This is a genomic window from Halarchaeum acidiphilum MH1-52-1 (assembly GCF_000474235.1).
GTDB classification, from domain to species: domain Archaea; phylum Halobacteriota; class Halobacteria; order Halobacteriales; family Halobacteriaceae; genus Halarchaeum; species Halarchaeum acidiphilum.
Map to the genome: position 1 here is coordinate 1 of NZ_BATA01000011.1, position 24247 is coordinate 24247.

A 24247-nucleotide genomic window follows, 5' to 3' on the forward strand; every position below is an offset into this window, starting at 1 on the left:
AGTAGGGTAGGGTAGTTCACTTGAACGAACGACGACGCTCGCGTCCGGGGACCGAGTGGTTCGGAGAACGCGGAAGTGACCAGTTCTCTCACCGCAGGCGAGGCGTGAGCGCTATCAGCGGGCAGTTACCGCGTCAGCCGACGAGCAGGAGGGCGAAGACGCCGACCGCGATCGCGGCGCCGAGGAGGAAGAAGACGACGTTCTCCGCGCTCGGCGATCCGCGCTCGACGGGCTGATCGGGCGTCTCACGGACGACGCCGTCCTCGCCGACCTCGTCGACGCCGAAGCGCCACTCGCCGTCGTCGTCCCCGCTCGCACGACCGCCGTCCGTGCGGGTGTCGGCCATTACCGCTCGGCCTCGCCGTCGCTGATGCGACCGGCGTAGACGACGCCGCGCTCGCCGTCGATGGTGACGACTTCCCCGTTCGGGACGTCGTCGCTGAGCGCCGCGCTCCCGACCATCGGGAGGCCGAGTTCGCGTGCGACCATGGCCGCGTAGCCCGTCAGCCCGGTGTCGGCGCTGACGATCCCCGCGAGCGTCTCGAGATCGCCGTCGAACTCGCCGTCGAACTCGGAGGGGAGCACGGCGATGGCGCCCTCGGGGACGTCCGAGAGGTCGCCGTCCGCGATGCGGTGGACCGGCCCGCTCACGCGCCCGCCGACGACGGAGCGGCCCGTCGCGACCGTCTCCGCGGCGACGTGGACCTTCAGCGTGTTCGTCGTGTCCGTCCCCTCGAGTTCGGTCATCATCCCGGAGATGACGACGACGGTGTCGCCCGAGTCGACGATCCCGGCGTCGATGGCGGCGGAGACCGCGTTCTCGATGACCGCCGAGGCCCCGCCGGTCGTGTAGTCGGCGTACTGCGGCGCGACGCCGCAGGAGAGCGCGAGCTGACGGCGGACGTCGTCGTTCGGCGTCGTGGCGACGACGGGCACCGCGGGGCGGAACTTCGCGGCCTTCCGCGCGGTGTAGCCGGATTCGGAGGCGACGACGACCGCAGTGGCGTCCACGTCGCGCGCGAGGTAGCGCGCGGAGCGCGCGAGCGCGTCCGTCCGCGAGTCGCCTGCCTTCGGGACGCGCTGCTCGCGCAGCTCCTCGTACTCATCGCTCGTCTCCGCCTCGCGGACGATGCGATCCATCGTCTCGACGACGCGCGCGGGGTCGTCGCCGACCGCGGTCTCCGCGGAGAGCATCACGCCGTCCGTCCCGTCGAGGACGGCGTTCGCGACGTCGCTCGCCTCCGCGCGCGTCGGCCGCCGCGAGTGGACCATCGAGTCCAGCATCTCCGTCGCCGTGATGACGGGCGAGCCGGCGTCGCGACACTTGCGGATGATGCGCTTTTGGGTCACCGGCACCTCCTCCATCGGGCACTCGACGCCGAGGTCGCCGCGCGCGACCATCACGCCGTAGGCGGCCTCGATGATCTCGTCGAGGTTCTCCACCGCGCCCGCGCGCTCGATCTTCGCGATGATCGGGATGTCCGCGCCGAACTCCTCCAGCGTCGAGGAGATCTCGTAGACGTCGTCGGCGCTCCGGACGAACGACGCCGCGACGAAGTCCGCGCTCTCCTCCGCGGCGAGCTTTAGGTCCCGTCGGTCCTTCTCCGTCACGACGTCGAGATCGAGTTCGACGCCGGGGACGTTCACGCCCTTGCGCGAGCCGAGTTCGCCGCCGCTGACGACGTGCGCCGTGATGACGCCGTCCTCGACGTCCTCGACGCGCGTCTCGATGCGACCGTCGTCGAGCAGGATCGTGTCGCCCGGCTCGACCGCCGTGATGTCGTTCGAGAGACCGATGCGTTCGGGCGTCGCGTCATCGTCGTCGATGACGAACGCCACCGTCGTGTCCGTCTCGACGTGGATCGGCTCGTCGATCTCGGCCGTCCGGACCTCCGGGCCTTGCGTGTCGAGCATCACCGAGAGCGGTTCGGCCGTGGCCTCGTCGACCTTCCGGACGGTGTGGATCCGCTCGCGGCGGTCCTCGACCGATCCGTGGCTCGCGTTCAGCCGCGCGACAGTCATACCGGCGTCCGCGAGATCGCGGATCGTGCTCCGGCTGTCCGTCGCCGGACCGAGAGTGCAGATGATCTTCGCATTCCTCATGCCTCGCCGCTTCGCCCCCGGTGCGGTAAAAGGTCCGGGGTTACTATCGACCGAGTTCTCGTTTCCGGACCGTCGCGCGCCCCCGCCGACGTCCCGTCTCGCCGTCACGCTCTTCTCCGAGCATCGCCTCCGATCGGCTATGGAACGAGACGGGACGCGCGGCGTCGTGCTCGCGCTCGCCCTCGCGGTGGCGCTCGTCGGCACGCCAGTCGCGGGCGCGACGGCTACGACCGCCGCGACGCCCGCCGTCGCATCGACCGCGCCGGCCGCATCCGCCGCGACGCCCGCCGTCGCATCGACCGCGCCGGCCGCATCCGCCGCGAACACGAGTGCAGACGTCTGCGCAGTCGAGGACGCGGATACCGCCGACGTGCACGCGTTCGTCGACGGCTACGACGCGAGCGTCGACCGACTCCCCGGCGTGCTCCGCGATCGGCTCGCCGACGAGCGCGTCGCCGTGGACGTACACGGTCTCGATCGGAACTACACGCTCGTCACGAACGACACCGCGCAGGTGACGCGGATCGAGAACGGGACGGACGATCCGACGCTCCGCGTGACGACGAACGCGAGCGTCCTCTGTAACGCGACCGCGAGCGACGACCCCGCGGGCAGCCTCCTCGACGCCTACGACCGCGGCGCGGTCGAGATATCGGGCGTCGGAACGGTGCGGAGCGCCGCCGTCGCGGTCGGGGAAGCGGCCTACGGGGCCGGACGCGCGCTCGGCATCTGGTGAGGGTCAGACGACGCCGGTCTTCGTGACGGCCTCGCGCGCCGCCGCCTCGCTGATGCCGTTCCCGAGGATGGTGTAGCGATCCCGGATCTCGTGCGCGCTCGTCAACGCGTCCAATAGGACGTCGTCGTCGATCCCGAGTCCCGCCGCGGTCGTCGGGGCGTCGATGGCGTCGAGGGCGTCGCGGACGGCGCGCCAGTCGCCGCGCTCGCCGCTGTGGAGGTACTCGGTGACGATGGCGGCGACGCCGACCTGATGGCCGTGAAGCGCCTCGCCGGGCGCGATCCGGTCGAGCTGGTGGCTCACGAGGTGCTCGGCGCCCGACGCCGGACGCGAGGAGCCCGCGATGCTCATCGCGACGCCCGAGGAGACGAGGGCCTTCACGACCATCCACGCGGCCTCCTCCAGCCCCGGCCGAATGCTGTCCGCGCTCTCCACGAGCAGTTCTGCGGTCATCTCCGCGAGCGCCGCCGCGTACTCACTGTATTCGACGTTCTTCAGTCTGTTCGCGAGCCGCCAGTCCTTCACCGCGGTGTAGTTCGAGATGATGTCCGCACAGCCCGCGGTCGTGAGTTCCCACGGCGCGTCCGCGAGCACGCCCGTGTCCGCGACGACGGCGACCGGCGGGTCCGCCGCGACGGAGTGGCGCGTGTCGCCCTCCGGGACGGAGCCGCGCCCCGAGACGATGCCGTCGTGGCTCGCCGCCGTCGGGACGGAGACGAAGCCGAGGTCGCAGTCGTCGCTCGCCATCTTCGCGATGTCGATGGCCTTCCCGCCCCCGACGCCGATCAGGTACGCCGCGTCCGCCGTTTCGGCGGCGTCGATGACGCGTGTGACCGCGTCGAAGCTCGCGGTGTCGACTTCGACGAGCGCCGGATCCGTACCGGCCGCCTCGTACTGCGCGACGATGTCCGCCGCCGCCACCTCGTTCGGCGTCGGGCTGGTGACGACGAGCGGCCGCCCGCGGAGGTGCGTGTCCGCGACGACCTCCCGGACCGACCCGAGGACGTCGTGCCCGACGACCACGTTCCGCGGGAGCTTGATCCACGACGTTTTGGTGAACATATCGGCCCGTCGGTGGCCCGCGACAAAGCGGTTGTCCTCTCCGCTTCAGATCGTATCGAGGACGTCGAGCACCGTCTCCTCGGCCGCACGATCGGGGCCGCACTCGATTCCCGTGCGGTCGCTCTCGCGGTGATCGGCGGCCGTCCGCGCCATCGCCTCCGCGACCGGCGTCGACTCCCAGCCGAGTCCCGCGAGCGCGTGCGTGTCGAGCAGGTGCGGCGCCGGCCGGTAGAGCGGGAACGAACCGAGTTCGAGACCGACCGTCGAGAGCTCCCGGTCGCTCGCGTGCACCAACTCGACGTCGGTGTCGAGGGCGTCCGCCGCCGCGCGCACCGTGTCCGCCAAGGTGAGCGCGTTCCGATCGCCGACGTTGTACGCCTCGCCCGGCGTCCCCTCCTCCGCGACGAGACGGAGCGCCGACGCGACGTCCTCGACGTAGACGCGCTGCCAGAGGTTCGTCCCGTCGCCCGGGACGACGACCCGGTCGTACTCGGCCACGCGGTGGAGCCAGTAGTCGAGGCGCTCCGTGTAGTCGTGCGGGCCGTAGACGACCGTCGGGCGCACCGCCATCGCGTTCACGCCCCGTTCGGCCGCGCGGAAGACCGCCCGATCGCCCTCGGCCTTCCGATTGCCGTACGTCGCCCCGGAATCGTCCGCCGCCTGATCGGCCGAACACGAGCGCAGCGGCGTCTCGCCCTCGCGCTTCGGGATCTCGTCGACCGCGTACGACGCCCCCGAGGAGACGTAGACGTACGCCCCGACGTCCGCGAAGATCTCCGTCGCCTTCCGCACGTCCCGCGGATGGTAGGCCACGCAGTCGATCACGACGTCCGGCTCGACCTCCCGCTTCGCCGTCAACAGCTCGCGGTCGTTCGTCCGGTCGCCCTCGTAGTGGTGAACGCCGTCGCGGTCCGCGAAGGGGTTCTCGTGCTCCCCGCGGTTGAAGATCGTCACCCGGTAGTCGTGTTCCAAGAGTTCCTCGACCGCGTAGCGGCCGATGAACCGCGTCCCGCCGACGACGAGCGCTTCGTGCATGGTGGCGAATCGCGCGGCACGCAAAAAGGAATGACGGGACGTCAGGCGACGCGGAACCGCGCGACGTACGCCGTCCACTCGCCGGCCGCCTGCGCGACGACGCTGAACGCGTACGTCCCCGCATCGAGGGCGAGCGGACCGTACGCCACCGTGCCGCCCGCGGCCGTGGGCTCCGTTTCCGTTCCGACGCCCAGCACCCACGCCTGGGCGTCGCCAGGCGCGACCTCGCGCCACGGCTCGATCGTCGCGTCCGGCGCGACGCGCGCCCACCCGTCAGTCGTCTCGCGGTGGACCGCCCAGCCGTAGGGGTTCAGCCCGAGCGTCGTCTCGCCGCCGTTCGACAGCGTGAACCGGAGCGTCCCGGGCGACTCGACGGTCGTCGCCGACGGCCGAAGGACGACCGGCGCGTCGGCGGCCGCGCTCGCGGCACAGACCGTCCGGTCGGCGTCGTGAAGCGGCGGACACCCCTCGAACGGCGCGTCGGTCGACGGACCGTCGGTGCCGCCGGTCGTCGTACTGTCACCGGTCCCCGTCCCGTTCGTGCAACCGGTGAGCGCGACGCTCGCGGTAGTGGCGATCGCGCCGCACACCCGCCGTCGTGAGAGACGCATGTCGGCGACGACGGCGGGGGCGTGAAAAGCCGTTTCGGGCGGTGAAACGCGCGTTTCAGCCGATCAGTCCGCCCGGCCGGTCGCCTCCGGCTCGCCCGCGGCGGGCGCCGGGAGGGACTTGCGGGCGTCGTTCTCCGGGCGCTCCGCGATGGCCTCCGCGTAGGCGTCCGGCATGACCTTCACGAAGTCGCTTCGAGCGGTCTCCCACGTCTGGAGGAGTTCGGCCGCACGCGCGGAGTCCGTGTAGGTCTCGTGGTTCTCGACGAGTCGGCGGAGCATCGCCTCGTCCTGATCCGTGAGGTCGTCCTCGAGCGAGACCATGCCGGGGTTCGCCTTCTCGGCGAGTTCGCCGTCGGGATCGTAGACGTACGCGACGCCCCCGCTCATCCCGGCCGCGAAGTTCCGCCCGACGTCGCCGAGCACCGCGACGACGCCGCCGGTCATGTACTCGCAGCCGTGGTCGCCGACGCCCTCGACGACCGCCTTCGCGCCCGAGTTCCGGACGCCGAAGCGCTCGCCGGCGACGCCGTTGACGTAGAGTTCACCGTCCGTCGCACCGTAGAGCGCGACGTTCCCGATGAGCGTGTTCGTCGCGGGGTCGAACGGCGCCTCGTTCGGCGTGTTCACGACGATCTTCCCGCCGGAGAGACCCTTGCCGACGTAGTCGTTCGCCGCGCCCGTGAGGTCGAGCGTCACGCCCTGCGCGAGCCACGCGCCGAAGGACTGTCCGGCGGTCCCCTCCAAGTCGATCGAGACGGTGTCGTTCGGGAGACCGTCGCCGCCGTGCGCCGACGAGACGGCGTTCGAGAGGACGCCGCCCACGGTGCGATCGACGTTCGTCACGTCCGTCGCGAGGTGGACGGACTCGCCGGCCTCGACCGCGTCGCCGATCTCGTCGAGGACGTCCCAGTCGAAGTGCTCGTCGTGATCGGTGTCCTGCGCGCGCGTCCGGTACCGGTCGTCGTTGGGGACCGGGTCCGCGATGACGCGCGAGAGGTCGAGCGTGCGGGCCTTCGGGTGGTCGACCTCGCGCTGATCGAGCAGTTCGGTCCGCCCGATCATCTCGTCGAGTTCCGTGAAGCCGAGTTCCGCCATGATCTCGCGCAGCTCCTGCGCGACGAACATCATGAAGTTCACGACGTGCTCGGGCTGGCCAGGGAAGCGCTCGCGGAGCTTCTCGGACTGCGTCGCGATGCCGACCGGACAGGTGTTGGCGTGACACTGGCGTGCCATCACGCAGCCCGAGGTGACGAGGCTCCCCGTGCCGAACGCGAACTCCTCGGCGCCGAGGAGCGCGCCGATCGCGACGTCGCGGCCCGTCTTCAGGCCGCCATCAACGCGGAGCGTGACGCGCGATCGCAGGCCCGTCTCGCGGAGGAGCTGGTTCGCCTCGGCGAGACCGAGCTCCCACGGGAGACCGGCGTGCTTGATCGAGGTCTTCGGGGACGCGCCCGTCCCGCCGGCGTGCCCGGAGATGTGGATGCAGTCCGCCTTCGCCTTCGCGACGCCGGCCGCGATGGTGCCGATGCCCGCCTCGGAGACGAGCTTGACGTGCACGCGTGCGTCCGGGTTGCCCGAGCGCAGGTCGTAGATGAGCTGCTTGAGGTCCTCGATCGAGTAGATGTCGTGCTGCGGCGGCGGGCTGATGAGGCCGACGCCCGGCGTCGAACACCGGACGCCCGCGATCATCTCGTTGACCTTCGAGCCGGGGAGGTGGCCGCCCTCGCCGGGCTTCGAACCCTGCGCCATCTTAATCTGGAGGTCCTCGGCCTCCGAGAGGTACTCGCTCGTGACGCCGAATCGCCCCGAGGCGACCTGCTTGATCTTGCACTCGCGCTCGGTGTTGAACCGCTCGGGCGGCTCGCCACCCTCGCCGGTGTTCGCCTTCGCGCCGATCGAGTTCATCGCCTTCGCGTTGTTCTCGTGGGCCTCCGGACTCAGGCTCCCGAGGCTCATCGCGGCCGTCGAGAACCGCTCGACGATCTCCTCGGCCGGTTCGACCTCCGAGAGGGGGACGGACTCGCGCTCGTCGCCGTCGAAGGCGAGGAGGCCGCGCAGCGTCTGGAGCTGCTTCGTCTGGTCGTCGATCAGCTCGGAGAACTCGCCGAACTGCTCGTAGTCGTCCGAGCGGACCGCGGCCTGCAGGGCGTTGACCGTCTGGGGGTTCCACTGGTGGAACCGGCCGTTGGACGTGTTCGTGAACTCGCCCTGTCGTTCGAGATCGACGTCCCCGCTGCCGTACCCCTGCGCGTGGCGCTCGCGGAGGTCCTCCTCGATCTCCGCCAAGCCGATGCCGCTCGTCTTGTTCGTCGTGCCCTCGAAGTACTCATCGACGAGGTCGGTGTCGAGACCGACGGCCTCGAAGATCTGCGCGCCCCGGTAGGACTCCACCGTGGAGATGCCCATCTTCGACATGACCTTCAGCAGGCCCTGTTCGAGCGCGTCGACGTACGTGTCGATGGCTTCGGCGTCGTCCATCCCGTCCGGGCCGGCGACGAGATCCGTCACCGTCTCCATCGCGAGGTAGGGGTTGACCGCGCCGGCGCCGTAGCCGACGAGCGTCGAGAGCTGATGGACGGTGCGCGGGTCGCCGGACTCCACGACGAGACCGGCGCGCGTGCGTAGCCCCTCGCGGACGAGGTGGTGATGGACCGCGCTCGTCGCGAGCAGGCTCGGGATCGCGAGCCGGTCACGCCCGACGTCGCGATCGGAGAGCACGACGATCTCCGCGCCGTCGCGGATGGCCGCCTCGACCTCGGCGCGGACGTCCGCGACCGCGGTTTCGAGATCCGTCTCGGGATCGTACGTGATGTCGACGGTGACGGCCGGGACGTCGGCGTCGCGGACGCGCCCGAGGTCGTTGTCGGTGAGGACGGGGGAGTCGAGCACGACCTGATCGGCGTGCTCGGGCGTCTCGTCGAGGAGGTTGCGTTCTCGCCCGAGTCGGGTCTGCAACGAGGTGACGACGTCCTCGCGGATGTAGTCGATCGGCGGGTTCGTCACCTGCGCGAACATCTGCCGGAAGTAGCTGAACAGCGGGAGGTTGAACTTCGAGAGAACCGCGAGCGGCGTGTCGTCGCCCATCGAACCCACGGGGTCCTTCCCGGCCTCGAGCATCGGCTCTAAGACCTCGTTCAGTTCGTCGTGCGTGTAGCCGAAGGCGGCCTGTCGGGCGCGCAGGCGCTCGCCGTCGACGGCGGGGAGCGGGTCGTCCGCGTGCCCCTCGTAGTGGGTTTTGTGCTCGTCGACCCACTCGCCGTACTTCTCGTCGGTCAGATCGTCGAACACCTCGTCGTCGGGGATGACGCGACCCTCCGCGGGGTCAGCGAGGAAGAGCTGTCCGGGCTGGAGGCGCCCGCGCTCCGCGACCTCGGCGGCCGGCGTCTCGACGGCGCCGGCCTCGCTGCCCATCACGAGCGTGTTGTCGGTCGTGATCTCGTAGCGACACGGCCGCAGCCCGTTGCGGTCGAGGGCGGCGCCGACGCGCTCGCCGTCGGTGCCGACGACGAGCGCGGGTCCGTCCCACGGCTCGATGAGCGAGGCGTGGTAGTCGTACCAGTCCTGACGGGCGTCGTCCATGGCCTCGTCGCCCTCCCACGCCTCGGGGATGAGCATTCTGAGGGCGTGGGGGAGGTCGCGACCGCCCTGCATCAGGAGTTCGAGGGCGTTGTCGACCGACGCGGTGTCGGACTGGTCCGGATCGGGGATGACCGGCCGGACCGTGTCGAGGTCGCTCTCCGAGAAGTGCTCGCTCTCGATGTCGGCCTCGCGGGCGCGCATCCAGTTGACGTTGCCCTTGATCGTGTTGAACTCGCCGTTGTGAACGATGTTCCGGTACGGGTGGGCGAGGTGCCACGCGCCGAGCGTGTTCGTCGAGAAGCGCGCGTGCACGAGGACGAACGTCGAGTCGAGGCGCTCGTCGCGGAGGTCGGGGTAGTACCCGCGGACCTGATCGCCCTTCAGGAGCCCCTTGTAGACGAGGGTCTCCCGGTCGAGCGAGCAGACGTAGAAGCGCTCGTGGTCGACGGTCTTCTCGATCGCGCGGCGAGCGATGTAGAGCGCGCGATCGAAGGCCTCGTCGTCGAGGTGCTCGTCAGGGGTGACGACGAGCTGCGCCACGTGCGGCTCGGAGTCGAGCGCCGTCTGCCCGAGATCGGCGTTGTCGGTCGGGACGTCGCGCCACGCGACGACGTCGAGACCGTGGTCGGCGAGGGCCGCCTCGACGGCGTCCGTGCTGTCGGCGCGCTCGGCGTCGTCCTGCGGGAGGAAGAACGATCCGACGGCGTACTGCTCGGGGAGATCGTCGATCTCGTCGGCGAAGAAACCGTCCGGGATCTGCAGGAGGATACCGGCCCCGTCACCGGTCTTCTTCTCCGCACCGGTCGTCCCGCGGTGTTCGAGGTTCGCGAGAAGGTCGAGACCGTCGCGGACGACGTCGTGACCGCCCTCACCGTCGAGGTCCATGACGACCCCGACGCCGCAGTTCGAGCGTGCCTCGGCCGGGTCCGCGAGGCGCCGGCCGCCGCTCCGTGCGTCGTGCTCAGTCATATGTGACTGTAAGACACGCATCGCCGCATAAAACACCTTCCATCAGCACCTTAGGACATATAACCACGGCCTTAGACAATATTAGGACGAGAGTGTAACAATAAAGGACACGGATCGGCGGCGTGCGCGTCAGTACGAGCGGGCGAAATACGCCGTCTCGACGGCCGCGTCGCCGCAGATCGTGCACTCGTCGCCGTCGCCGTGGATCGCTTCCGCGCGGTGGGCGTTCTCGCGGTGCTCGCCCTCGACGTCGGACTCGTCGAGCGGGACCGCGACGATCTCCGCGTGGACCTTCTCCTTGATGGCCTCCTCGCAGGCCTCGTCGCCGCACCACGGCGTGCGGACGTAGCCGCCGTGCTGACCGATGGTGCCCATGATCTCTTCCGGACTACTGGCCTCCCGAACGTTCTCCTCCAAGTTCTCCTCGGCCGCGGCGTAGAGCTTCGCGAACACCGCCTCGAGGTGGTCTTCGACGTCCGCGACGAGCGTTTCGCGATCCGTCGTGGTCTGCTCGCCGTCGGGGCGGTGGACGGCGGTGACCTCCTCGTCCTCGACCTCGTTCGGGCCGATCTCGAGGCGGAGGGGGACGCCCTTCAGCTCCCACTCGTTGTACTTGAATCCCGGATTCCGGCCGTCGCGGTCGTCGAGGTGGACGCGGACGCCCGCCTCCTCGAGTTCGGCGGCGATCTCGCTCGAATACTGGAGGACGTCCTCCTTCGTCTCCTCCCGCCAGATCGGGACGATCACGACCTGCTCGGGCGCGACGGTGGGCGGGAGGACGAGCCCCTGATCGTCGGAGTGCGTCATGATGAGCGCGCCGAGCGCGCGCCACGAGAGACCCCACGACGTCGTGTGCGCGACGCGCTCCTCCTCGTCCTCGTCGGAGAACGTGAGGTCGAACGCCTCCGCGAACGACTGGCCGAGGTGGTGAGAGGTGCCGCCCTGCACGGATTTGCCGTCCGGCATCAGCGCCTCGACCGTAGTGGTGGTGTCAGCGCCCGGGAACTTGTCGTGATCGGGTTTCGCGCCGCGCATCACCGGCATCGCGAACACCTCCTCGTAGAGGCGCTGGTACTGATCGAGCCGGGTCAGCGTCTCCTCCCACGCTTCCGCACCGTTCTCGTGGGCGGTGTGGCCCTCCTGCCAGAGGAACTCCTTCGTGCGGAAGAACGGCTTCGTCTCCGTCGCCTCCCAGCGGACGACGCTACACCACTGGTTGAGGCGCAGGGGGAGGTCGCGGTGCGAACGCACCCACTGGGCCATGTATGGGGCGATGATGGACTCGGACGTCGGCCGGACGGCGAGGCGCTCTTCCAGTTCGTCGTGCCCGCCGTGCGTCACCCACGCGACCTCGGGGTCGAACCCCTCGACGACGTCCTTCTCGCGTTCGAGGTAGTCCTCGGGGATGAACAGCGGGAAGTAGGCGTTCTCGACGCCGGTCTCGTCGAACCACGCGTCGAGGTTGTCCTGCACGCTCTCCCAGAGGCTGTACCCGCGCGGGCGCGTGACGATGAAGCCACCCATGCCCTCGGGGGCGTAGCTCGCCAGCTCCGCCTTCTCGACGACCTCGGCGTACCACTCGCCGGGGTTGTACTCCTTCTGCTCGGTGATGCCGAGCTCCTGATCCTCGCTCATTGTCCGGATTGAGGCTGACTGCGGCCTTAAATCCCCTGAAGCCCCCCGGAACGGGGGATACGTTTAAGTGGTATGCGCACTCATACCACGGTGTGATGGGAGATACGAAACGCGGTCGCGAGCGGAAGGGCATGGGCAAGCGCCAGCAGCGTCGCGAGCGCGAGGTCTATCGAGAGCTTCGGGCGGACGACGAGCCGCCGGAACCGCTCGTGCCGGAGGACGTCGAACTCACGATCGGGAGCGACTGAGTCCCCCGCGTTTCGAATCCCCGGCGTCGCCTGACGCGTCTATCGAGCGCGTACGTTGGTCTGACCGTACCGCTTCGCGCGTCGGGAAGGTAGGTCCCGGCGACGCGGGCGCGTTTCGCGCGCCGTGATCGCTACGGTTCGAACGGACTCTTCTCCGCACGCCACGACCACCCCGGGAGCCGCGTCTGGACGCCCGCCGCGAGCGCCGCGTCCAGATCGTCCAGTCCCGCGCGCCCCCCGGTGTCCGCGGCCGTCACGTCCGCGTAGTGGAACGTCGCCTCCGCCAGCAAGCGCAGCGGCTGCTCGCCCGCCAGCGTCGCGGCGAGTTCGCGCCCCAGCAGTTCGTCCACGACGAACCCGGGGTAGTCCCCGGTGACGTCGAGACTCCGGAGGCACATCGAGAGCGCGGCGAGGTTGACCGCGCGATCGCCGTCCGCGAAGGCCGCGTCGATGGCGTCGCGGTAGTCGGCGGCGTCGATCCCCGGCACCTCGGTATCGAAGGCGGACCCGAGTTCGTCGCGGACCGCGTTCGCGATCGGTACGACCGCGTCGTCGCGCTCGCGGAGCCGCTCGTGCTCCGCCCGGACCGTCGATGGCGTCACGTCCATGGGACACCTGCCGCGCCGACGATCGTGTACCTTGCGAAGGTGTTTTATAACCGCACGGGTATAGACCCGGGCAAGCGGGTTTTCACGACTGCTCCCGCGGGACCCACGGCGGCGCCCGTGGAGCGTCCGCACCACTACGATGTCATCTCTCGGCCAGTCACCGAGCACGGGACGCGTCCGGGCCGATTCGCCCGCGCCGTCACCGCGCCGGGACGCCAGACGAAGCCCGCAACGTTCACTATGAGCTCCGTAGACACGCAACTCGAAGAACTGAAGCAGACGATCACGGACGAAATCCCCCCCGACATCTCCGTCACCGAGGTCAAGTACGAGGGACCGGAACTCGTCGTGTACACCCGCGATCCGAAGAAGTTCGCGGAGAACGGCGACCTCATCCGGCGCCTCGCCTCACAGCTCCGAAAGCGCATCACGGTCCGTCCCGATCCGGACGTCCTCTCCCCGGCGCGCGAGGCCCGCGAGGAGATCATGGACGTCATCCCGGAGGACGCGGGCGTCACGGACCTCGACTTCCACGAGGACACCGGCGAGGTCGTCATCGAAGCGAACAAGCCGGGCATGGTCATCGGCCGGCACGGCTCGACGCTCCGCGAGATCACACAGCGCTCGGGCTGGACGCCGGAAGTCGTCCGCACGCCACCGATCGAGTCCTCGACCGTCCGGAACGTCCGGAACTTCCTCAAGACCGAGCGCGACGACCGTCGCGACATACTGGAGAAGGTCGGCCGACAGATCCACCGCGAGGAGATGTCCGACGACGAGTACGTCCGCATCACGACGCTCGGCTGCTGTCGCGAGGTCGGCCGCGCGAGCTTCATCCTCAGCACGCCCGAGACGCGCGTCCTGATCGACTGCGGTGACAAGCCCGGAAGCGAGGACGAGGTGCCGTACCTCCAAGTCTCGGAGGCACTCGGCGCCGGTGCGAACACCATCGACGCCGTCGTCCTGACGCACGCCCACCTCGATCACTCCGCGTTCATCCCCCTCCTCTTCAAGTACGGCTACGACGGCCCGATCTACTGCACGGAGCCGACCCGCGACCTGATGGGACTCCTCACCCTCGACTATCTCGACGTCGCGGCCAAGGAGGGCCGGACGCCGCCGTACGACTCCGAGATGGTCCGCGAGGCCATCAAGCACTGTATCACCCTCGACTACGGCGACGTCACGGACATCGCGCCCGACGTCAAGCTCACGTTCCACAACGCCGGACACATCCTCGGGAGCGCCGTCTCCCACTTCCACATCGGCGACGGTCTCTACAACGTCGCGTTCAGCGGCGACATCCACTACGAGGACACCCGCCTGTTCAACGGCGCCGTCAACGACTTCCCGCGCGTCGAGACGCTCGTCCTCGAATCCACGTACGGGGGGCGGAACGACTACCAGACGGATCAAGAGGACTCGGAACGCAAGCTCATCGAACTCATCAACGAGACGTACGAGGACGGCGGGAAGGTCGTCATCCCGGCGTTCGCCGTCGGGCGCTCGCAGGAGCTAATGCTCGTTCTCGAGGAGGCGATGCGGAACGACAAGATCCCGACCATGCCGATCCACCTCGACGGGATGATCTGGGAGGCCACCGCGATCCACACCACCTACCCCGAGTTCCTCCGCGACGACCTCCAAGAGCGGATCTTCCACGAGGACGAGAACCCCTTCCTCGCCGAGCAGTTCAACCACATCGACGGCGGCGAGGACGAGCGCATGGACGTCGCCGAGGGCGAGGAGTGCATCGTGCTCTCCACCTCCGGGATGGTCACCGGCGGCCCGATCATGTCGTGGCTCGAACACCTCGGGCCGCAGGGGGACAACCAGATGGTCTTCGTCGGCTATCAGGCGCAGGGGACGATGGGCCGGCGCATCCAGAGCGGCTGGGACGAGATCCCCATCGGCCGCGAGGGCGGACGCACCCAGCACCTCCAGCTCAACATGGACGTCGCGACCGTTGATGGCTTCTCCGGCCACGCCGACCGACAGGGTCTCGAGAACTTCGTGCGCACGATGAACCCCCGCCCCGAGAAGGTCCTGTGTGTGCACGGCGACGAACGCTCCGCGCAGGACCTCTCCAGCGCGCTCTACCACGACTACAACATGCGGACGTTCGCCCCGAAGAACCTCGAAACGTTCCGCTTCCTCTAAAGCACGTTTTGCTGTGGGCCGGCTTCGCCGGCCCGGGCAAAAGCTCGGCCATCGCCAGAACGGCGGAGCCGTTCTGCCTATGCAGCGAGACGCCTCCGGCGTCTCGCACGCAAAATGTCCGTCAGACCCCCTTCGGGGGTCTTCGCGCCTCGCGACTACGTCGCGAGTGAACCGCGCGACTCCACGCGAGGCCGACAGGCCGAGTGTGGGTCAGTGGGAGCGTCGATCCCACGCTACTACCGGGTCCGCTCGGTCACGCGAGCGTCGCGACTGTGATCCAGTGAGAGCGACGCTCTCACGCTGGACCGCTCGATTCGCGGATACTAGCCGGCCTTCCACATTCAGCCAGCGGATGCCGTGAGATATTCGTTCAGGGGGAGCGCGTACGTGACTGCTTTGTCGGAAAAACGGTTATTGATCTTTGTTGTGTCGTTGCGATATGGACTCGAATACGACGGTCGGTAGCAGTATCGGGCCGGTACGAGCCTTGATCCGCCCGATACTCGGGTACGGTACCCTCCTCGCCATCGGCCTCATTCTGACGGTCGATGGTCTCCTCCAGTTCTTCTACTGGATGAGTGGATACGGCACGCCGCGGGGAGTGCTCGGTGGGTGGTCGATGGTGATCCTCTGGTTCGTCGTGACCGTGATCGGATCAATCGCTCTGCTCACGTCCGTAGTCGGTGCAGCATACACGGCCCTCCTCCGCGCTCGTCGAAACGGGTAGGACTGGGGTCGATACGATCCACAGTATCGTCGGACTCCCGCGGAGTCCGACTGGACGGCCGGAAATTTGCGATTTGCAGCAGCGTCAGCGAGCGCGGGCGAGCGTGGTTCGAGAGGCGCTATGCGCTCTCGTCACTGAGCGAGTCGGAGATTCGCGAGGGCCGCGAACGCGAAACGTTCGCCCGATCCCGCGGGACGCGAAGCCCCTCGCCGCCGACAGCAGAAGGTCGAGAACGAACCTTCTTCACCCTCCTCCCCCGACTCTCGGTATGCGCATCGCGCTCATCGCGCACGACGAGAAGAAGCCGGACCTCATCGAGTTCGCGCAGAACCACGAGGCGCGCCTGAAACAGTTCGACCTCATCGGGACGGGGACGACGGGCAAGCGCATCATGGAGGAGACGGATTTGGAGGTCGAACGGAAGGCGTCGGGACCGTACGGCGGCGACATGATGATCGGCGCGGAGGTCGCGGAGGGCACGTGCGAGGCGATCATCTTCATCCGCGACGTCCTCACCGCCCAGCCCCACGAGCCGGACATCTCGGCGCTGTTGCGCATCTGCGACGTCCACGACGTCCCCCTCGCGACCAACCTCTCGTCGGCGGAGCACGTCATCGACGGCCTCGCCGCCGAGATCGGCGCGGACGACTGACGCGATCGGAGAGGCCAACGAGGTTAAACGTGTGGTGAGTCAACTCCCGTTGTGTTCTCCTCCCGTCACGTTCTGCTCGCGCTGTGTGCACTAGTCGTCCTCGCACCGATCGGTGTCGCGGCCCAGTCGGGCGGTTCCGCGGCGGCGGAGCAGTCGTCCCAGTCGAAGCGGGTGTGTTTCAGCGATCCGGGCCACCGGATCGGCATGGGGAATCAGAGTCAGGGGGTAACGATCGACGCGGTCGTTCACACGTCGCTGTTCGAGCACCTCATGACGCGCGGGAGCGTCGGAATCGAGGTGTACGGGAAGATGAACACGACGACGATCCTCGCCCTCCGGACGGGGGTCATCTTCGACGGGATCCAGCACCCCGCGGCGTTCGTCTCGAACCCGTTCGCGTCGTTCGCCGTCGCGTACGACTACCAGTTCCACTTCCCGATGTTCTCGATGGTGACGGGTGACGACTACAGTCACAGCTCCGACGACGCCGGCATCCGCGGCGTCGCGGAATCCCAGTGTCGCTGGGGGAACGAGAGCGCATCGAACGAGAGCGCGGCTGACGCGACGGCCGCGGCTTAGTCGGCCGCGTCGTCCGGATCGACGACCTCGCCCGTGTCGGGATAGACGCCCACCTGCGCGCAGAGATCCGCCATCGGACACGCCTCCGGATCGTCGAGACACGCCGGCGTGCGCGATTTGCAGAAGTCGCGGCCGAACTGGATCGTGGCCGTGTGTCCGAAGCCGCACTTCTCGTCCGGGAGTTCGCTCTCGATGGCCTCGCGGACCGCCTCGTGGTCGGCGTCCGGCGGCGCGAAACCCATCCGGCGCGCGATGCGATGAACGTGCGTGTCGACGGGAAAGACGCCGTCGCGACCACCAGCGAACAGCAGGACGCAGTCCGCCGTCTTCGGCCCGACCCCCTTCATGTCGAGGAGGGAGTCGCGCACGGTGTCGGGGTCCTCGTCCGTGACGAACGCGTCGAAGCCGTCGGCGCTCCCGTACTCGTCGCGAACGCGCTCGGCGAGGCGGATGATCGTCTCCGACTTCCGGTTGTAGAGTCCCGCGGAGCTGATCGTCTCCGCGAGATCGGGCCGGTGGGCGTCCGCGAGCGCCACGGCGAGGTCGCCCTCGCCCGCTCGCGGGTCGCGCCGCTCGTCGCTCGCTCGTTCGAGTTCGAAGTCCTCCCGCGACGCCGGACCGTAACGCGCCATCAGGGCGTCGTGGGCGGGCTGGCTCGCTTTGTCCGAGGTGTTCTGCGAGAGGACGGTCCGCACGAGACACTCGAAGGCGTCCTGTCCGCCGTAGGTCTTCTGCCAGTAGCGGTCGCCGAGGCGGTCGACGACGCGCTCGACGAGGGGCGCGTCGGACTCGTCGTTCGCCGCGAAGGCGCTCGCGGCGCCGCCGCCGGATTCGCCCCCGGAGATGTTGCGCGCGGGTTCGTCGTCGCTCATGCCCGATCCCACGGATCCGAGGTACACGTACGTACCGGCCTACCCGTTCGTGGCGCTCGCCCGCGCGTTCGCGTCGTCGGCCGCACGAGCGGCGAGCGCGCGGGTCGCGGCGAGGACAGCGCGGCGACGATCGCGACGACGAGACCGGCGCCGAGGACAGCGCGGCGTCGTATCGTCCGCCGACGGCCCGATAGCGATCGGGAGCGGAGTCGGCCTACTCGCCGAGACCGTCGACGATCGCGTTCACGGCGTCGATCTCGTCCTCGAAGATCCCGTGGACGGACCCCGGGTAGAGGCGTTCGTCGACGTCCGCGCCGAGATCGGCGAGGACGCTCGTCGTCTCGTGGACGCGTTCTTCCGGGATGTGCGGGTCGGTGTCGCTGCACCCGAGGAACGCCGGCGTCCCCGCGAAGTCGCCACCGTAGCGCTCGCGCTCGACCGACTGGCCGATGAGGCCGCCGGAGAGGAGCGCGAGGCCGCCGTAGCGTCGGGCGTTCCGCGCGGCGTATTCGCTCGCGAGACACGCCCCCTGCGAGAAGCCGAGCAGGAGGACGTTTTCGAGGGCGATCCCGGCGTCGGTGAGATGGGCGATCGCACGCTCGACGGCGGCGAGCGCGGAGTCGAGATGCGGCTGATTCGACTCGGTCGGTGCAGTGAACGGGTTCGGATACCACGTCCGGTTCGCCGCCCTCGGTGCGACGTACGCGACGTCGTCGCGCTCGAACTCGCTCGCGAGACCGAGGACGCTCCCCGCCGTGGCGCCGCGGCCGTGGATCGTGACCGCGCCGATGGCGGCGTCAGCGGGATCGAGACCGGCCGTGGCGAGCGCGGCGTCAGCGTGTCGATCGCCCGCCGACATCTAGATGAACAGGCCGACGTTGAGACCGTACGCGACCGTGAGTCCACCGAGCGAGAGGAAGACGAGCGCGCCGCCGGTGAGACCGATGTTCTTCAGGAACGCCGTCTGCTCGTCGTCGCGCTGGTCCTCCGGCACCGCCCAGTAGTTGTGGACCATGACGGCGGAGACCACGAGGAAGATCGCGAGCAGGGCGGCGGCGACGACCGGGAACGCCCAGACGACGATGGCGAGTCCGCCGAGGAGGAGGACGATCCCGGAGACGATGACGCCCGCCTTCGGCGCGGGGACCCCCTTCGCCTCGGCGTACTGCGCCATGTAGTCCGTGGCGGTGAAGTGATTGATGCTGGTGTACGCGAGCACGAGACCGAAGATGAGGCGGCCCACGAGGAAGAACTCGTCCGCGAACGGCACGCTGGAGATCGGCATCAGGCGGACACCTCCGCGGAGGCGGCGAACGGTCGCGCGTCGTGCGTCGAGTGGGAGAGTCGTTGCATCACGGCAACCGATACGACGGCGAACTACTTATTCTCTCGCGGACCTACGCGTAAGTAGGTGACACGAGTGTCAGTAGGCTCCGAGACCGAGACGGCGGCCGAGACGCAGAGCGACGAGGCGTGTGCTGTCGTCGACTCCCTCCAGATGATCGGTTCACAGTGGCGCCTCGTCGTCCTGCACGACCTACAGGGGGACGAGAAGCGGTTCAACGAACTCAAGCGCTCGACCGGTGCGAACGCCCGTACGCTCTCGCGCGTGCTCGACGACCTCGGCGACGCCGACCTCGTCTCCCGGCGCGTCGAGGAGGACGCGCCCGTCGCGACGTACTACACCCTCACCGAGAAGGGCACCGCCCTCTGCCCCGTCTTCGACGAGATCGAGGACTGGGCGGACGAGTGGCTCTAAACGACCTTTTGCTGTGCCTCGGCTTCGCCGAGGCTGGCAAAAGCTCGGCCAAAAGCACTCCTCGCTCCCGTTGGTCGCTCGTCGGCCTCGCCTTCGGCGAGTGAATCGGCGACCTCCCGGGTCCTACCGGACCGCTCGGTCGCCGAATGCTTGCTCCCTGGTTTGTTCACTCGCTCTGCTCTATTCGACGGTGAGCGTGAACGTCGCCTCCGCGCCGTCGGCGAGCGCGGCGACGAGGTCGCGGTCGAAGCCCTCGGCAGCGGTCTCGGCGTCCACGAGCACCGTCCGGTCGTCGACGTACGTGCTCGTGCGCCCGACCATCGAACGCTCGCTCGCGTACGTGAGGTCGGGATCGCCGCGACCCGTGACCGTGTACTCGTGTCCGTCGGCCGCGAGCGTCGCCGTCACGGTGGCGTCGGCGTCGCTGGCGGCGGCGACGAACGCCTCGTCGAAGTCGACGGGGGCGCGATCGGCCTCGACGGCGAGGATGCAGTCGCCGGCGGGCGTGAGGTAGTCGTCGGTCGTGACCTCGAACGTGCTCGCGTGCGCGGCGGTGACGTTCTCGTGTCCTCGCGCGCGAACGACTTCCCGGTGCACACCCCCAGTAGTCCCGGGGGCGTATATCAGCGCGTCCGTTCGGCGGCACGCGCCGCGGACGAGGTCGCCGCGTACGCGGGGTGTGCTAGCTGTTTACAACCCGTCAGACGGCGGAAATTTTAAGTGCGGCAAAGCCATACGTGAGAGTACCAGAACGCCGCGGGCGTTCGTCAGCACCGTTCGAGAATGAACCGACGCTCTCCTTACGACGGGCAACAGGGCACACCGAGCGGTCGCTCCGCGCGACGCTCCGGCGGTATGGAACCGAGGATCAAACAATGGTAGAGGAAGCAACTCTCGAAGTATCCGACGCGGACGAACTGATCACCGACGAAGAGCTCCAGGAGAAGTCCAAGGGGCAGCTCATCAAGAAGGCGGGTCAGTTCCGCGACCGACGTAACGAACTCAACCAGCTCGCTTCTTCGCGCGCCTCCGATCGCGACGACCTCAACGCCAAGACGCGCGAGAAGGTCGACGAGGCCCAAGAGCATCGCGAGAAGCGCGACGAGCTCAACGAGCGCGTACAAGAGCACAAGGAGCAGCGCAACGAGCTGAACGCGAAGGCGAACGAACTCTTCGACAAGGTCGACGAGCGCAAGGGCGACCTCGAACTCGACGAGGGCAAGGATCTCGACGAGCTGAAGGAAGACATCGAGCAGCTCGAGTTCAAACAGCAGACCGAGGTCCTCTCGACCGAGGACGAGCGCGAGCTCATCGAGAAGATCGAGGACAAGCGCGAGGAGTACCAGAAGCGAAAGGAGACGCTCGAGGACAACGACGACCTCGAGGATCTCGTCGACGAGGCCGAGGAGGTGCGCGCCGAAGCCTCCAATCACCACGAGAAGGTGACGGAGCTGGCCGACGAGGCCCAGCAGCACCACAACCAGATGATCGAGGCCTATCGCGAGGCCGACGACATCCGCGACGAGGCCGACGAGATGCACGAGAGCTTCGTCGAGGCCCAAGAGTCCGCCGACGCCCACCACGAGGCGTTCGTCCGCGTCCAGAAGCGCCTGCGCGAACTCGACAAGCAGGAGGAGGAGGAACGCAAGGGCGAGCGCGAAGCGAAGCAGGAGGAGGCCCGCGAAGAGGCCGAGGAGATCTACGAGCGCTTCAAGGAGGGCGAGACGGTCGACACCGAGGACCTCCGCAAGCTCCAGAAGTCCGGTCTCCTGTAAGCCGGACTCGCACCGCACCGCGTCCGTCACGCGCACCACTTTTCCGTTCTTTCGACGCGACCAGCGGCCGCCGCGTCGCGCGCCGCCCGATCCGACGCGATCGGCGACGCGTGACCCGTGCGTTTAGGTGATTCGCGCGCCCGGTGATGGTATGGACACGCTCGGGAATCGACTGGGCCGGCTCGTCGTCGTCGTCCTCGCCGTGCTCGGCGCGCTCGTCGTCGGGTGGACCGTCTTCGTGCGCGTTCCGCGGGACGTTGCGGACCTGCTCGGCGTGCTGTTCGCCCTCGCGCTCGCCGTGGTCGCGGCGCGGGCGGCCGCGCGGATCGCGGGCCGGTGGTTCGCCGCCTACGACGTCGCCGAGGTCGCGGTGGCGGGACCGATCAGTCGCGACGGGACGACGGACGGACTGACCGGCGGCGTGGTGACGCCGCCCGCGGACGCCGTCGTCGAGCAGGTCGAGCGGGCGGACGACGATCCGAACGTCGAGGGATTGCTCGTGAAACTGAACACGCCGGGCGGCGAGATCGTCCCGAGCGACGACATCCGGCTGGCCGTCGAGCGCTTCGACGGTCCCGTCGTCGCCTATGCGACCGACCGATGTGCGAGCGGCGGCTACTGGATCGCGACGTCGTGCGATCGCCTGTTCGCCCGCGAGGGCAGCCTCGTCGGGAGCATCGGTGTCATCGGCTCGACGGTGAACGCGAAGGCGCTCGCGGAGGAACTCGGCGTCTCCTACGAGCGCTTCGCCGCGGGGAAGTACAAGGACGCCGGTCAGCCCCTCAAGGAACTCGACGAGGACGACCGCGACTACCTGCAGGGGCTCGTCGACGACTACTACGACGACTTCGTCGAGCGGGTCGCGGAGGGTCGCGACCTCGATCCGGCGACGGTCCGCGAGACGGAGGCGAAGGTGTTCCTCGGGCGCGAGGCGCGCGATCGCGGTCTCGTGGACGAGATCGGAACGGCACGCGACGCCGAGGACGCGCTCGCGGGCGAACTCGATCACGAGGTCACGGTCGAGGCGTTCCGTCCCTCGCCCGGACTGCTGCACCGGATCCGCGGCGGCAGTAGCGCGCTCGCTCGGGCGGCCGGTACCGGCGTCGCGGCGGCGCTCGCGGGCGACGAGGACGCCGATCTCCGACTGCGCTAGGACGGTCGGGAGACGGGCCGATGTGAGTCTTTTTACGCGGCGCGCGCCACGCTAGGAACGTTCGATGCGTACGTTGGTCGTGTGTGTCGACCGTGCGGGCGACGTCGCTCGGTCGACGGGAGTGACGCCGCCGGTCGTCGGCCGAGAGGCCGTCGAATCACTCGTCATCGACCTCGGGCAGTCCGATCCCGCGGATTCGAGCGTCAACTGCTTCCTCGAAGCGCTCCGCGTCGGCGCGGATCTCGGTGACGGCCCCGATGACACCGTCGTCGCGGTGGTGTCCGGGACGGCGGACACCGCGGTCGGTGCGGATCGCGCGCTCGCCGAGCAACTCGACGCGCTCGTCGCCGCGCACGATCCGGACTCGGCGGTCGTCGTCGTCGACACCGCGGGGGACGAGCGCGTCGTCCCCATCGTCGAGAGCCGCCTCCCCGTCGACGCCGTCGATCGCGTCGTCGTCCGGCAGGCCCGCGACATCGAGAGCACGTACTACCTCCTGAAGCAGTTCCTCGCGGACGAGGAGCTACGCGAGAGCGTGCTCGTCCCCCTCGGGGTGGTGCTCCTCGTCTTCCCGATCCTCCTCACGGTCACGGCGAGTCTCGCGCTCGCCGTCGCCTCGATCACCGCCGTTCTCGGCGCGTTCCTCCTCTACAAGGGCCTGAACGTCGACGAGCGCCTACAAGATCTCTCGTCGCAGGCGCGTGACGCGCTCTACTCGGGACGGGTCTCCATCGTCACGTACGTCATCGCGGTCGGATTGACGCTCGTCGGCGCGTTCGCGGGCGCCCTCGGCGTCTCCGGTCTCTCCGGAGCCGGTGCCTTCGTCGCCGCGATGACGTTCGTCTATCACAGCGTCCCGTGGCTCGCGCTCGCCGCGCTCGCGGGCGCGACCGGCCGGCTCATCGACGAGTTCATTCGAGAGGAGGCGCTGCGCGCGTCGTACCTCAATCTCCCCTTCGGCACCGTCGCGGTCGGTCTCGTCGTCCGCGGCTTCAGCGCGTACTTCGTCGAGCAGGCGGGCGTCATCCCGCCGGTGCGGACGCCGGCGCTCCCGTTCGTCGCCGCGGGCACGCTCGCGCCCGAGGAGCGACTCACGACCTTCGTGTTGCTCGGCGTCCTCGTCAGCCTCGTCGGCATCCGCGTGTCGAGTCGCGTCACCGGCGAGAGCGGGGGCGACGAGACGCCGTAGCGGGGGACATTTAGCCCTCGGCGCGTACGGAGAGGTATGAGCGACGGCGAAGCGAGGCCGGGACGGTGGGTGTCGCTGTTCTCCGGCGGGAAGGACTCGAGTTGGGCGCTGTATCGAGCGATCGAGGCGGACATGGACGTCGCGCGCCTCCTCACGGTCCATCCGAGCGACGACTCCTACATGTACCACGTCCCGGCGACGCGCCTCACGGGCCTCGCCGCGGAGAGCATCGGTATCGAGCACGTGAACGTCGAACCCGAGGACTTCGACGCCCCGAACGCCGCGGACGCGGGCGCGCAGGGCGACGTCGAACTCGAACCCCTAGAGCGCTCTCTGCGTTCCCTCGCGGGCGAGTTGGCGGGCGGACTCGCGGGCGTCACCGCCGGTGCCATCGAGAGCGAGTTCCAGACGTCGCGGATCGAGGCGATGGCCGATCGCCTCGGCTGTGCGGTGTTCGCGCCGCTCTGGGGGGAGGACCCCCTCGAACTCGGCGAGGCGATGCTCGACGCGGGCTTCGACATCACGATCCTCCAAGTCGCCGCGTACGGTCTCGACGAGTCGTGGCTCGGCCGAACGCTCGATCGCGACGCGCTCGACGAACTCGCCGCCCTGAACGGGGAGTACGGTGTCCACCCGCTCGGCGAGGGCGGGGAGTTCGAGACGTTCGTCACGGACGGTCCGCACATGGAGCGACCGATCGAATTGGAGTACGACACCGTGTGGGAGGGCGATCGGGGGCACGTCGAGATCAGCGACGCGCGGCTGGGATAGCGGTTCGGCGGAAGGGGATTCGTC

The 24247-nt window shown here is 68.8% G+C and carries 23 protein-coding genes; 11 read left to right on the forward strand and 12 right to left on the reverse strand.

Annotated elements, in window-relative coordinates:
• Nucleotides 1-133: 133 nt before the first annotated feature.
• Nucleotides 134-346 carry a DUF7312 domain-containing protein gene (locus AOZ13_RS03230; protein ID WP_020222675.1) on the reverse strand — a complete coding sequence of 71 codons (213 nt, stop codon included), beginning with the start codon at nt 344-346 and terminating at the stop codon, nt 134-136.
• Complete coding sequence (gene pyk / locus AOZ13_RS03235) at nt 346-2103, reverse strand: pyruvate kinase (RefSeq protein WP_020222674.1); 1758 nt, start codon at nt 2101-2103, stop codon at nt 346-348. Before pyk ends, AOZ13_RS03230 begins: the two co-directional genes overlap by 1 nt.
• 139 nt (nt 2104-2242) lie before the next feature.
• On the opposite strand from pyk, the gene AOZ13_RS03240 reads away from it, so the two are divergent.
• On the forward strand, nt 2243-2839 hold the full coding sequence (locus AOZ13_RS03240) for a hypothetical protein (RefSeq protein ID WP_021779802.1): 597 nt from the start codon (nt 2243-2245) through the stop codon (nt 2837-2839).
• A 3-nt stretch (nt 2840-2842) separates the two neighbouring features.
• Here AOZ13_RS03240 and AOZ13_RS03245 read toward each other — a convergent pair whose 3' ends face one another.
• The 5 genes from AOZ13_RS03245 to proS form a co-directional block, all read right to left on the reverse strand.
• Nucleotides 2843-3901 carry an NAD(P)-dependent glycerol-1-phosphate dehydrogenase gene (locus AOZ13_RS03245; RefSeq protein WP_021779803.1) on the reverse strand — a complete coding sequence of 353 codons (1059 nt, stop codon included), beginning with the start codon at nt 3899-3901 and terminating at the stop codon, nt 2843-2845.
• Nucleotides 3902-3946: 45 nt separating this feature from the next.
• Nucleotides 3947-4936: an NAD-dependent epimerase/dehydratase family protein gene (locus AOZ13_RS03250; protein ID WP_020220950.1), complete on the reverse strand. Its 990-nt coding sequence runs from the start codon at nt 4934-4936 to the stop codon at nt 3947-3949.
• A 41-nt stretch (nt 4937-4977) separates the two neighbouring features.
• A complete protein-coding gene (locus tag AOZ13_RS03255) occupies nt 4978-5547 on the reverse strand; it encodes a hypothetical protein (RefSeq protein WP_021779804.1) in 570 nt (189 codons plus the stop codon).
• A 63-nt stretch (nt 5548-5610) separates the two neighbouring features.
• On the reverse strand, nt 5611-10095 hold the full coding sequence (gltB, locus tag AOZ13_RS03260; protein WP_020220948.1) for a glutamate synthase large subunit: 4485 nt from the start codon (nt 10093-10095) through the stop codon (nt 5611-5613).
• A gap of 129 nt (nt 10096-10224) precedes the next feature.
• Complete coding sequence (proS, locus tag AOZ13_RS03265; protein WP_020220947.1) at nt 10225-11730, reverse strand: proline--tRNA ligase; 1506 nt, start codon at nt 11728-11730, stop codon at nt 10225-10227.
• Between the two features lie 95 nt (nt 11731-11825).
• On the opposite strand from proS, the gene AOZ13_RS14395 reads away from it, so the two are divergent.
• Nucleotides 11826-11978, forward strand: a complete 153-nt coding sequence (locus tag AOZ13_RS14395; protein ID WP_020220946.1) for a hypothetical protein — start codon at nt 11826-11828, stop codon at nt 11976-11978.
• Nucleotides 11979-12109: 131 nt separating this feature from the next.
• Here AOZ13_RS14395 and AOZ13_RS03270 read toward each other — a convergent pair whose 3' ends face one another.
• Nucleotides 12110-12586, reverse strand: coding sequence for a hypothetical protein (locus tag AOZ13_RS03270; protein ID WP_020220945.1), 477 nt, complete (start codon nt 12584-12586; stop codon nt 12110-12112).
• A gap of 240 nt (nt 12587-12826) precedes the next feature.
• Between AOZ13_RS03270 and AOZ13_RS03275 the strand changes: the two genes are divergently transcribed.
• The 4 genes from AOZ13_RS03275 to AOZ13_RS03290 all read left to right on the forward strand — a co-directional run bounded on the left by AOZ13_RS03275 (nt 12827) and on the right by AOZ13_RS03290 (nt 16704).
• Entirely contained in the window at nt 12827-14746 is a 1920-nt protein-coding gene (locus AOZ13_RS03275) for a beta-CASP ribonuclease aCPSF1 (RefSeq protein ID WP_049933788.1), read from the forward strand.
• 439 nt (nt 14747-15185) lie between these two features.
• Nucleotides 15186-15473, forward strand: a complete 288-nt coding sequence (locus AOZ13_RS03280) for a hypothetical protein (RefSeq protein ID WP_020220943.1) — start codon at nt 15186-15188, stop codon at nt 15471-15473.
• 268 nt (nt 15474-15741) lie between these two features.
• Nucleotides 15742-16125 carry a methylglyoxal synthase gene (locus AOZ13_RS03285; protein WP_020220942.1) on the forward strand — a complete coding sequence of 128 codons (384 nt, stop codon included), beginning with the start codon at nt 15742-15744 and terminating at the stop codon, nt 16123-16125.
• Between the two features lie 51 nt (nt 16126-16176).
• Complete coding sequence (locus tag AOZ13_RS03290) at nt 16177-16704, forward strand: DUF7332 family protein (protein ID WP_020220941.1); 528 nt, start codon at nt 16177-16179, stop codon at nt 16702-16704.
• Here AOZ13_RS03290 and AOZ13_RS03295 read toward each other — a convergent pair.
• The 3 genes from AOZ13_RS03295 to AOZ13_RS03305 form a co-directional block, all read right to left on the reverse strand.
• Nucleotides 16701-17576, reverse strand: coding sequence for an endonuclease III domain-containing protein (locus tag AOZ13_RS03295; RefSeq protein WP_020220940.1), 876 nt, complete (start codon nt 17574-17576; stop codon nt 16701-16703). The two genes, AOZ13_RS03290 and AOZ13_RS03295, sit on opposite strands and share 4 nt — an antisense overlap.
• 214 nt (nt 17577-17790) lie before the next feature.
• A complete protein-coding gene (locus AOZ13_RS03300) occupies nt 17791-18435 on the reverse strand; it encodes an alpha/beta hydrolase (RefSeq protein ID WP_021779810.1) in 645 nt (214 codons plus the stop codon).
• Nucleotides 18436-18861: a DoxX family protein gene (locus AOZ13_RS03305; RefSeq protein ID WP_049933778.1), complete on the reverse strand. Its 426-nt coding sequence runs from the start codon at nt 18859-18861 to the stop codon at nt 18436-18438.
• 213 nt (nt 18862-19074) lie between these two features.
• Here AOZ13_RS03305 and AOZ13_RS03310 point away from each other — a divergent pair, with 213 nt between their 5' ends.
• Entirely contained in the window at nt 19075-19335 is a 261-nt protein-coding gene (locus AOZ13_RS03310) for a winged helix-turn-helix transcriptional regulator (protein ID WP_044958284.1), read from the forward strand.
• A 180-nt stretch (nt 19336-19515) separates the two neighbouring features.
• On the opposite strand, the gene AOZ13_RS03315 is transcribed toward AOZ13_RS03310, so the two are convergent.
• Complete coding sequence (locus AOZ13_RS03315) at nt 19516-19932, reverse strand: DUF371 domain-containing protein (protein ID WP_020222568.1); 417 nt, start codon at nt 19930-19932, stop codon at nt 19516-19518.
• Nucleotides 19933-20210: 278 nt separating this feature from the next.
• Between AOZ13_RS03315 and AOZ13_RS03320 the strand changes: the two genes are divergently transcribed.
• From AOZ13_RS03320 to AOZ13_RS03335, 4 genes are all read left to right on the forward strand, one after another.
• Nucleotides 20211-21110 carry a coiled-coil protein gene (locus tag AOZ13_RS03320; RefSeq protein ID WP_020222567.1) on the forward strand — a complete coding sequence of 300 codons (900 nt, stop codon included), beginning with the start codon at nt 20211-20213 and terminating at the stop codon, nt 21108-21110.
• Between the two features lie 151 nt (nt 21111-21261).
• Nucleotides 21262-22263 carry a signal peptide peptidase SppA gene (sppA, locus tag AOZ13_RS03325; protein ID WP_049933780.1) on the forward strand — a complete coding sequence of 334 codons (1002 nt, stop codon included), beginning with the start codon at nt 21262-21264 and terminating at the stop codon, nt 22261-22263.
• 64 nt (nt 22264-22327) lie between these two features.
• A complete protein-coding gene (locus AOZ13_RS03330) occupies nt 22328-23452 on the forward strand; it encodes a DUF373 family protein (RefSeq protein WP_020221766.1) in 1125 nt (374 codons plus the stop codon).
• A 36-nt stretch (nt 23453-23488) separates the two neighbouring features.
• Nucleotides 23489-24223: a diphthine--ammonia ligase gene (locus AOZ13_RS03335; RefSeq protein WP_020221767.1), complete on the forward strand. Its 735-nt coding sequence runs from the start codon at nt 23489-23491 to the stop codon at nt 24221-24223.
• Nucleotides 24224-24247: the final 24 nt, after the last annotated feature.

Excerpts from the sequence above, each read along its gene's own strand:
- AOZ13_RS03230 (WP_020222675.1), bottom strand. The coding sequence starts at position 346 with ATGGCCGACACCCGCACGGACGGCGGTCGTGCGAGCGGGGACGACGAC.
- pyk (WP_020222674.1), bottom strand. The coding sequence starts at position 2,103 with ATGAGGAATGCGAAGATCATCTGCACTCTCGGTCCGGCGACGGACAGC.
- AOZ13_RS03240 (WP_021779802.1), top strand. The coding sequence starts at position 2,243 with ATGGAACGAGACGGGACGCGCGGCGTCGTGCTCGCGCTCGCCCTCGCG.
- AOZ13_RS03245 (WP_021779803.1), bottom strand. The coding sequence starts at position 3,901 with ATGTTCACCAAAACGTCGTGGATCAAGCTCCCGCGGAACGTGGTCGTC.
- AOZ13_RS03250 (WP_020220950.1), bottom strand. The coding sequence starts at position 4,936 with ATGCACGAAGCGCTCGTCGTCGGCGGGACGCGGTTCATCGGCCGCTAC.
- AOZ13_RS03255 (WP_021779804.1), bottom strand. The coding sequence starts at position 5,547 with ATGCGTCTCTCACGACGGCGGGTGTGCGGCGCGATCGCCACTACCGCG.
- gltB (WP_020220948.1), bottom strand. The coding sequence starts at position 10,095 with ATGACTGAGCACGACGCACGGAGCGGCGGCCGGCGCCTCGCGGACCCG.
- proS (WP_020220947.1), bottom strand. The coding sequence starts at position 11,730 with ATGAGCGAGGATCAGGAGCTCGGCATCACCGAGCAGAAGGAGTACAAC.
- AOZ13_RS14395 (WP_020220946.1), top strand. The coding sequence starts at position 11,826 with ATGGGAGATACGAAACGCGGTCGCGAGCGGAAGGGCATGGGCAAGCGC.
- AOZ13_RS03270 (WP_020220945.1), bottom strand. The coding sequence starts at position 12,586 with ATGGACGTGACGCCATCGACGGTCCGGGCGGAGCACGAGCGGCTCCGC.
- AOZ13_RS03275 (WP_049933788.1), top strand. The coding sequence starts at position 12,827 with ATGAGCTCCGTAGACACGCAACTCGAAGAACTGAAGCAGACGATCACG.
- AOZ13_RS03280 (WP_020220943.1), top strand. The coding sequence starts at position 15,186 with ATGGACTCGAATACGACGGTCGGTAGCAGTATCGGGCCGGTACGAGCC.
- AOZ13_RS03285 (WP_020220942.1), top strand. The coding sequence starts at position 15,742 with ATGCGCATCGCGCTCATCGCGCACGACGAGAAGAAGCCGGACCTCATC.
- AOZ13_RS03295 (WP_020220940.1), bottom strand. The coding sequence starts at position 17,576 with ATGAGCGACGACGAACCCGCGCGCAACATCTCCGGGGGCGAATCCGGC.
- AOZ13_RS03300 (WP_021779810.1), bottom strand. The coding sequence starts at position 18,435 with ATGTCGGCGGGCGATCGACACGCTGACGCCGCGCTCGCCACGGCCGGT.
- AOZ13_RS03305 (WP_049933778.1), bottom strand. The coding sequence starts at position 18,861 with ATGCCGATCTCCAGCGTGCCGTTCGCGGACGAGTTCTTCCTCGTGGGC.
- AOZ13_RS03310 (WP_044958284.1), top strand. The coding sequence starts at position 19,075 with ATGATCGGTTCACAGTGGCGCCTCGTCGTCCTGCACGACCTACAGGGG.
- AOZ13_RS03320 (WP_020222567.1), top strand. The coding sequence starts at position 20,211 with ATGGTAGAGGAAGCAACTCTCGAAGTATCCGACGCGGACGAACTGATC.
- sppA (WP_049933780.1), top strand. The coding sequence starts at position 21,262 with ATGGACACGCTCGGGAATCGACTGGGCCGGCTCGTCGTCGTCGTCCTC.
- AOZ13_RS03330 (WP_020221766.1), top strand. The coding sequence starts at position 22,328 with ATGCGTACGTTGGTCGTGTGTGTCGACCGTGCGGGCGACGTCGCTCGG.
- AOZ13_RS03335 (WP_020221767.1), top strand. The coding sequence starts at position 23,489 with ATGAGCGACGGCGAAGCGAGGCCGGGACGGTGGGTGTCGCTGTTCTCC.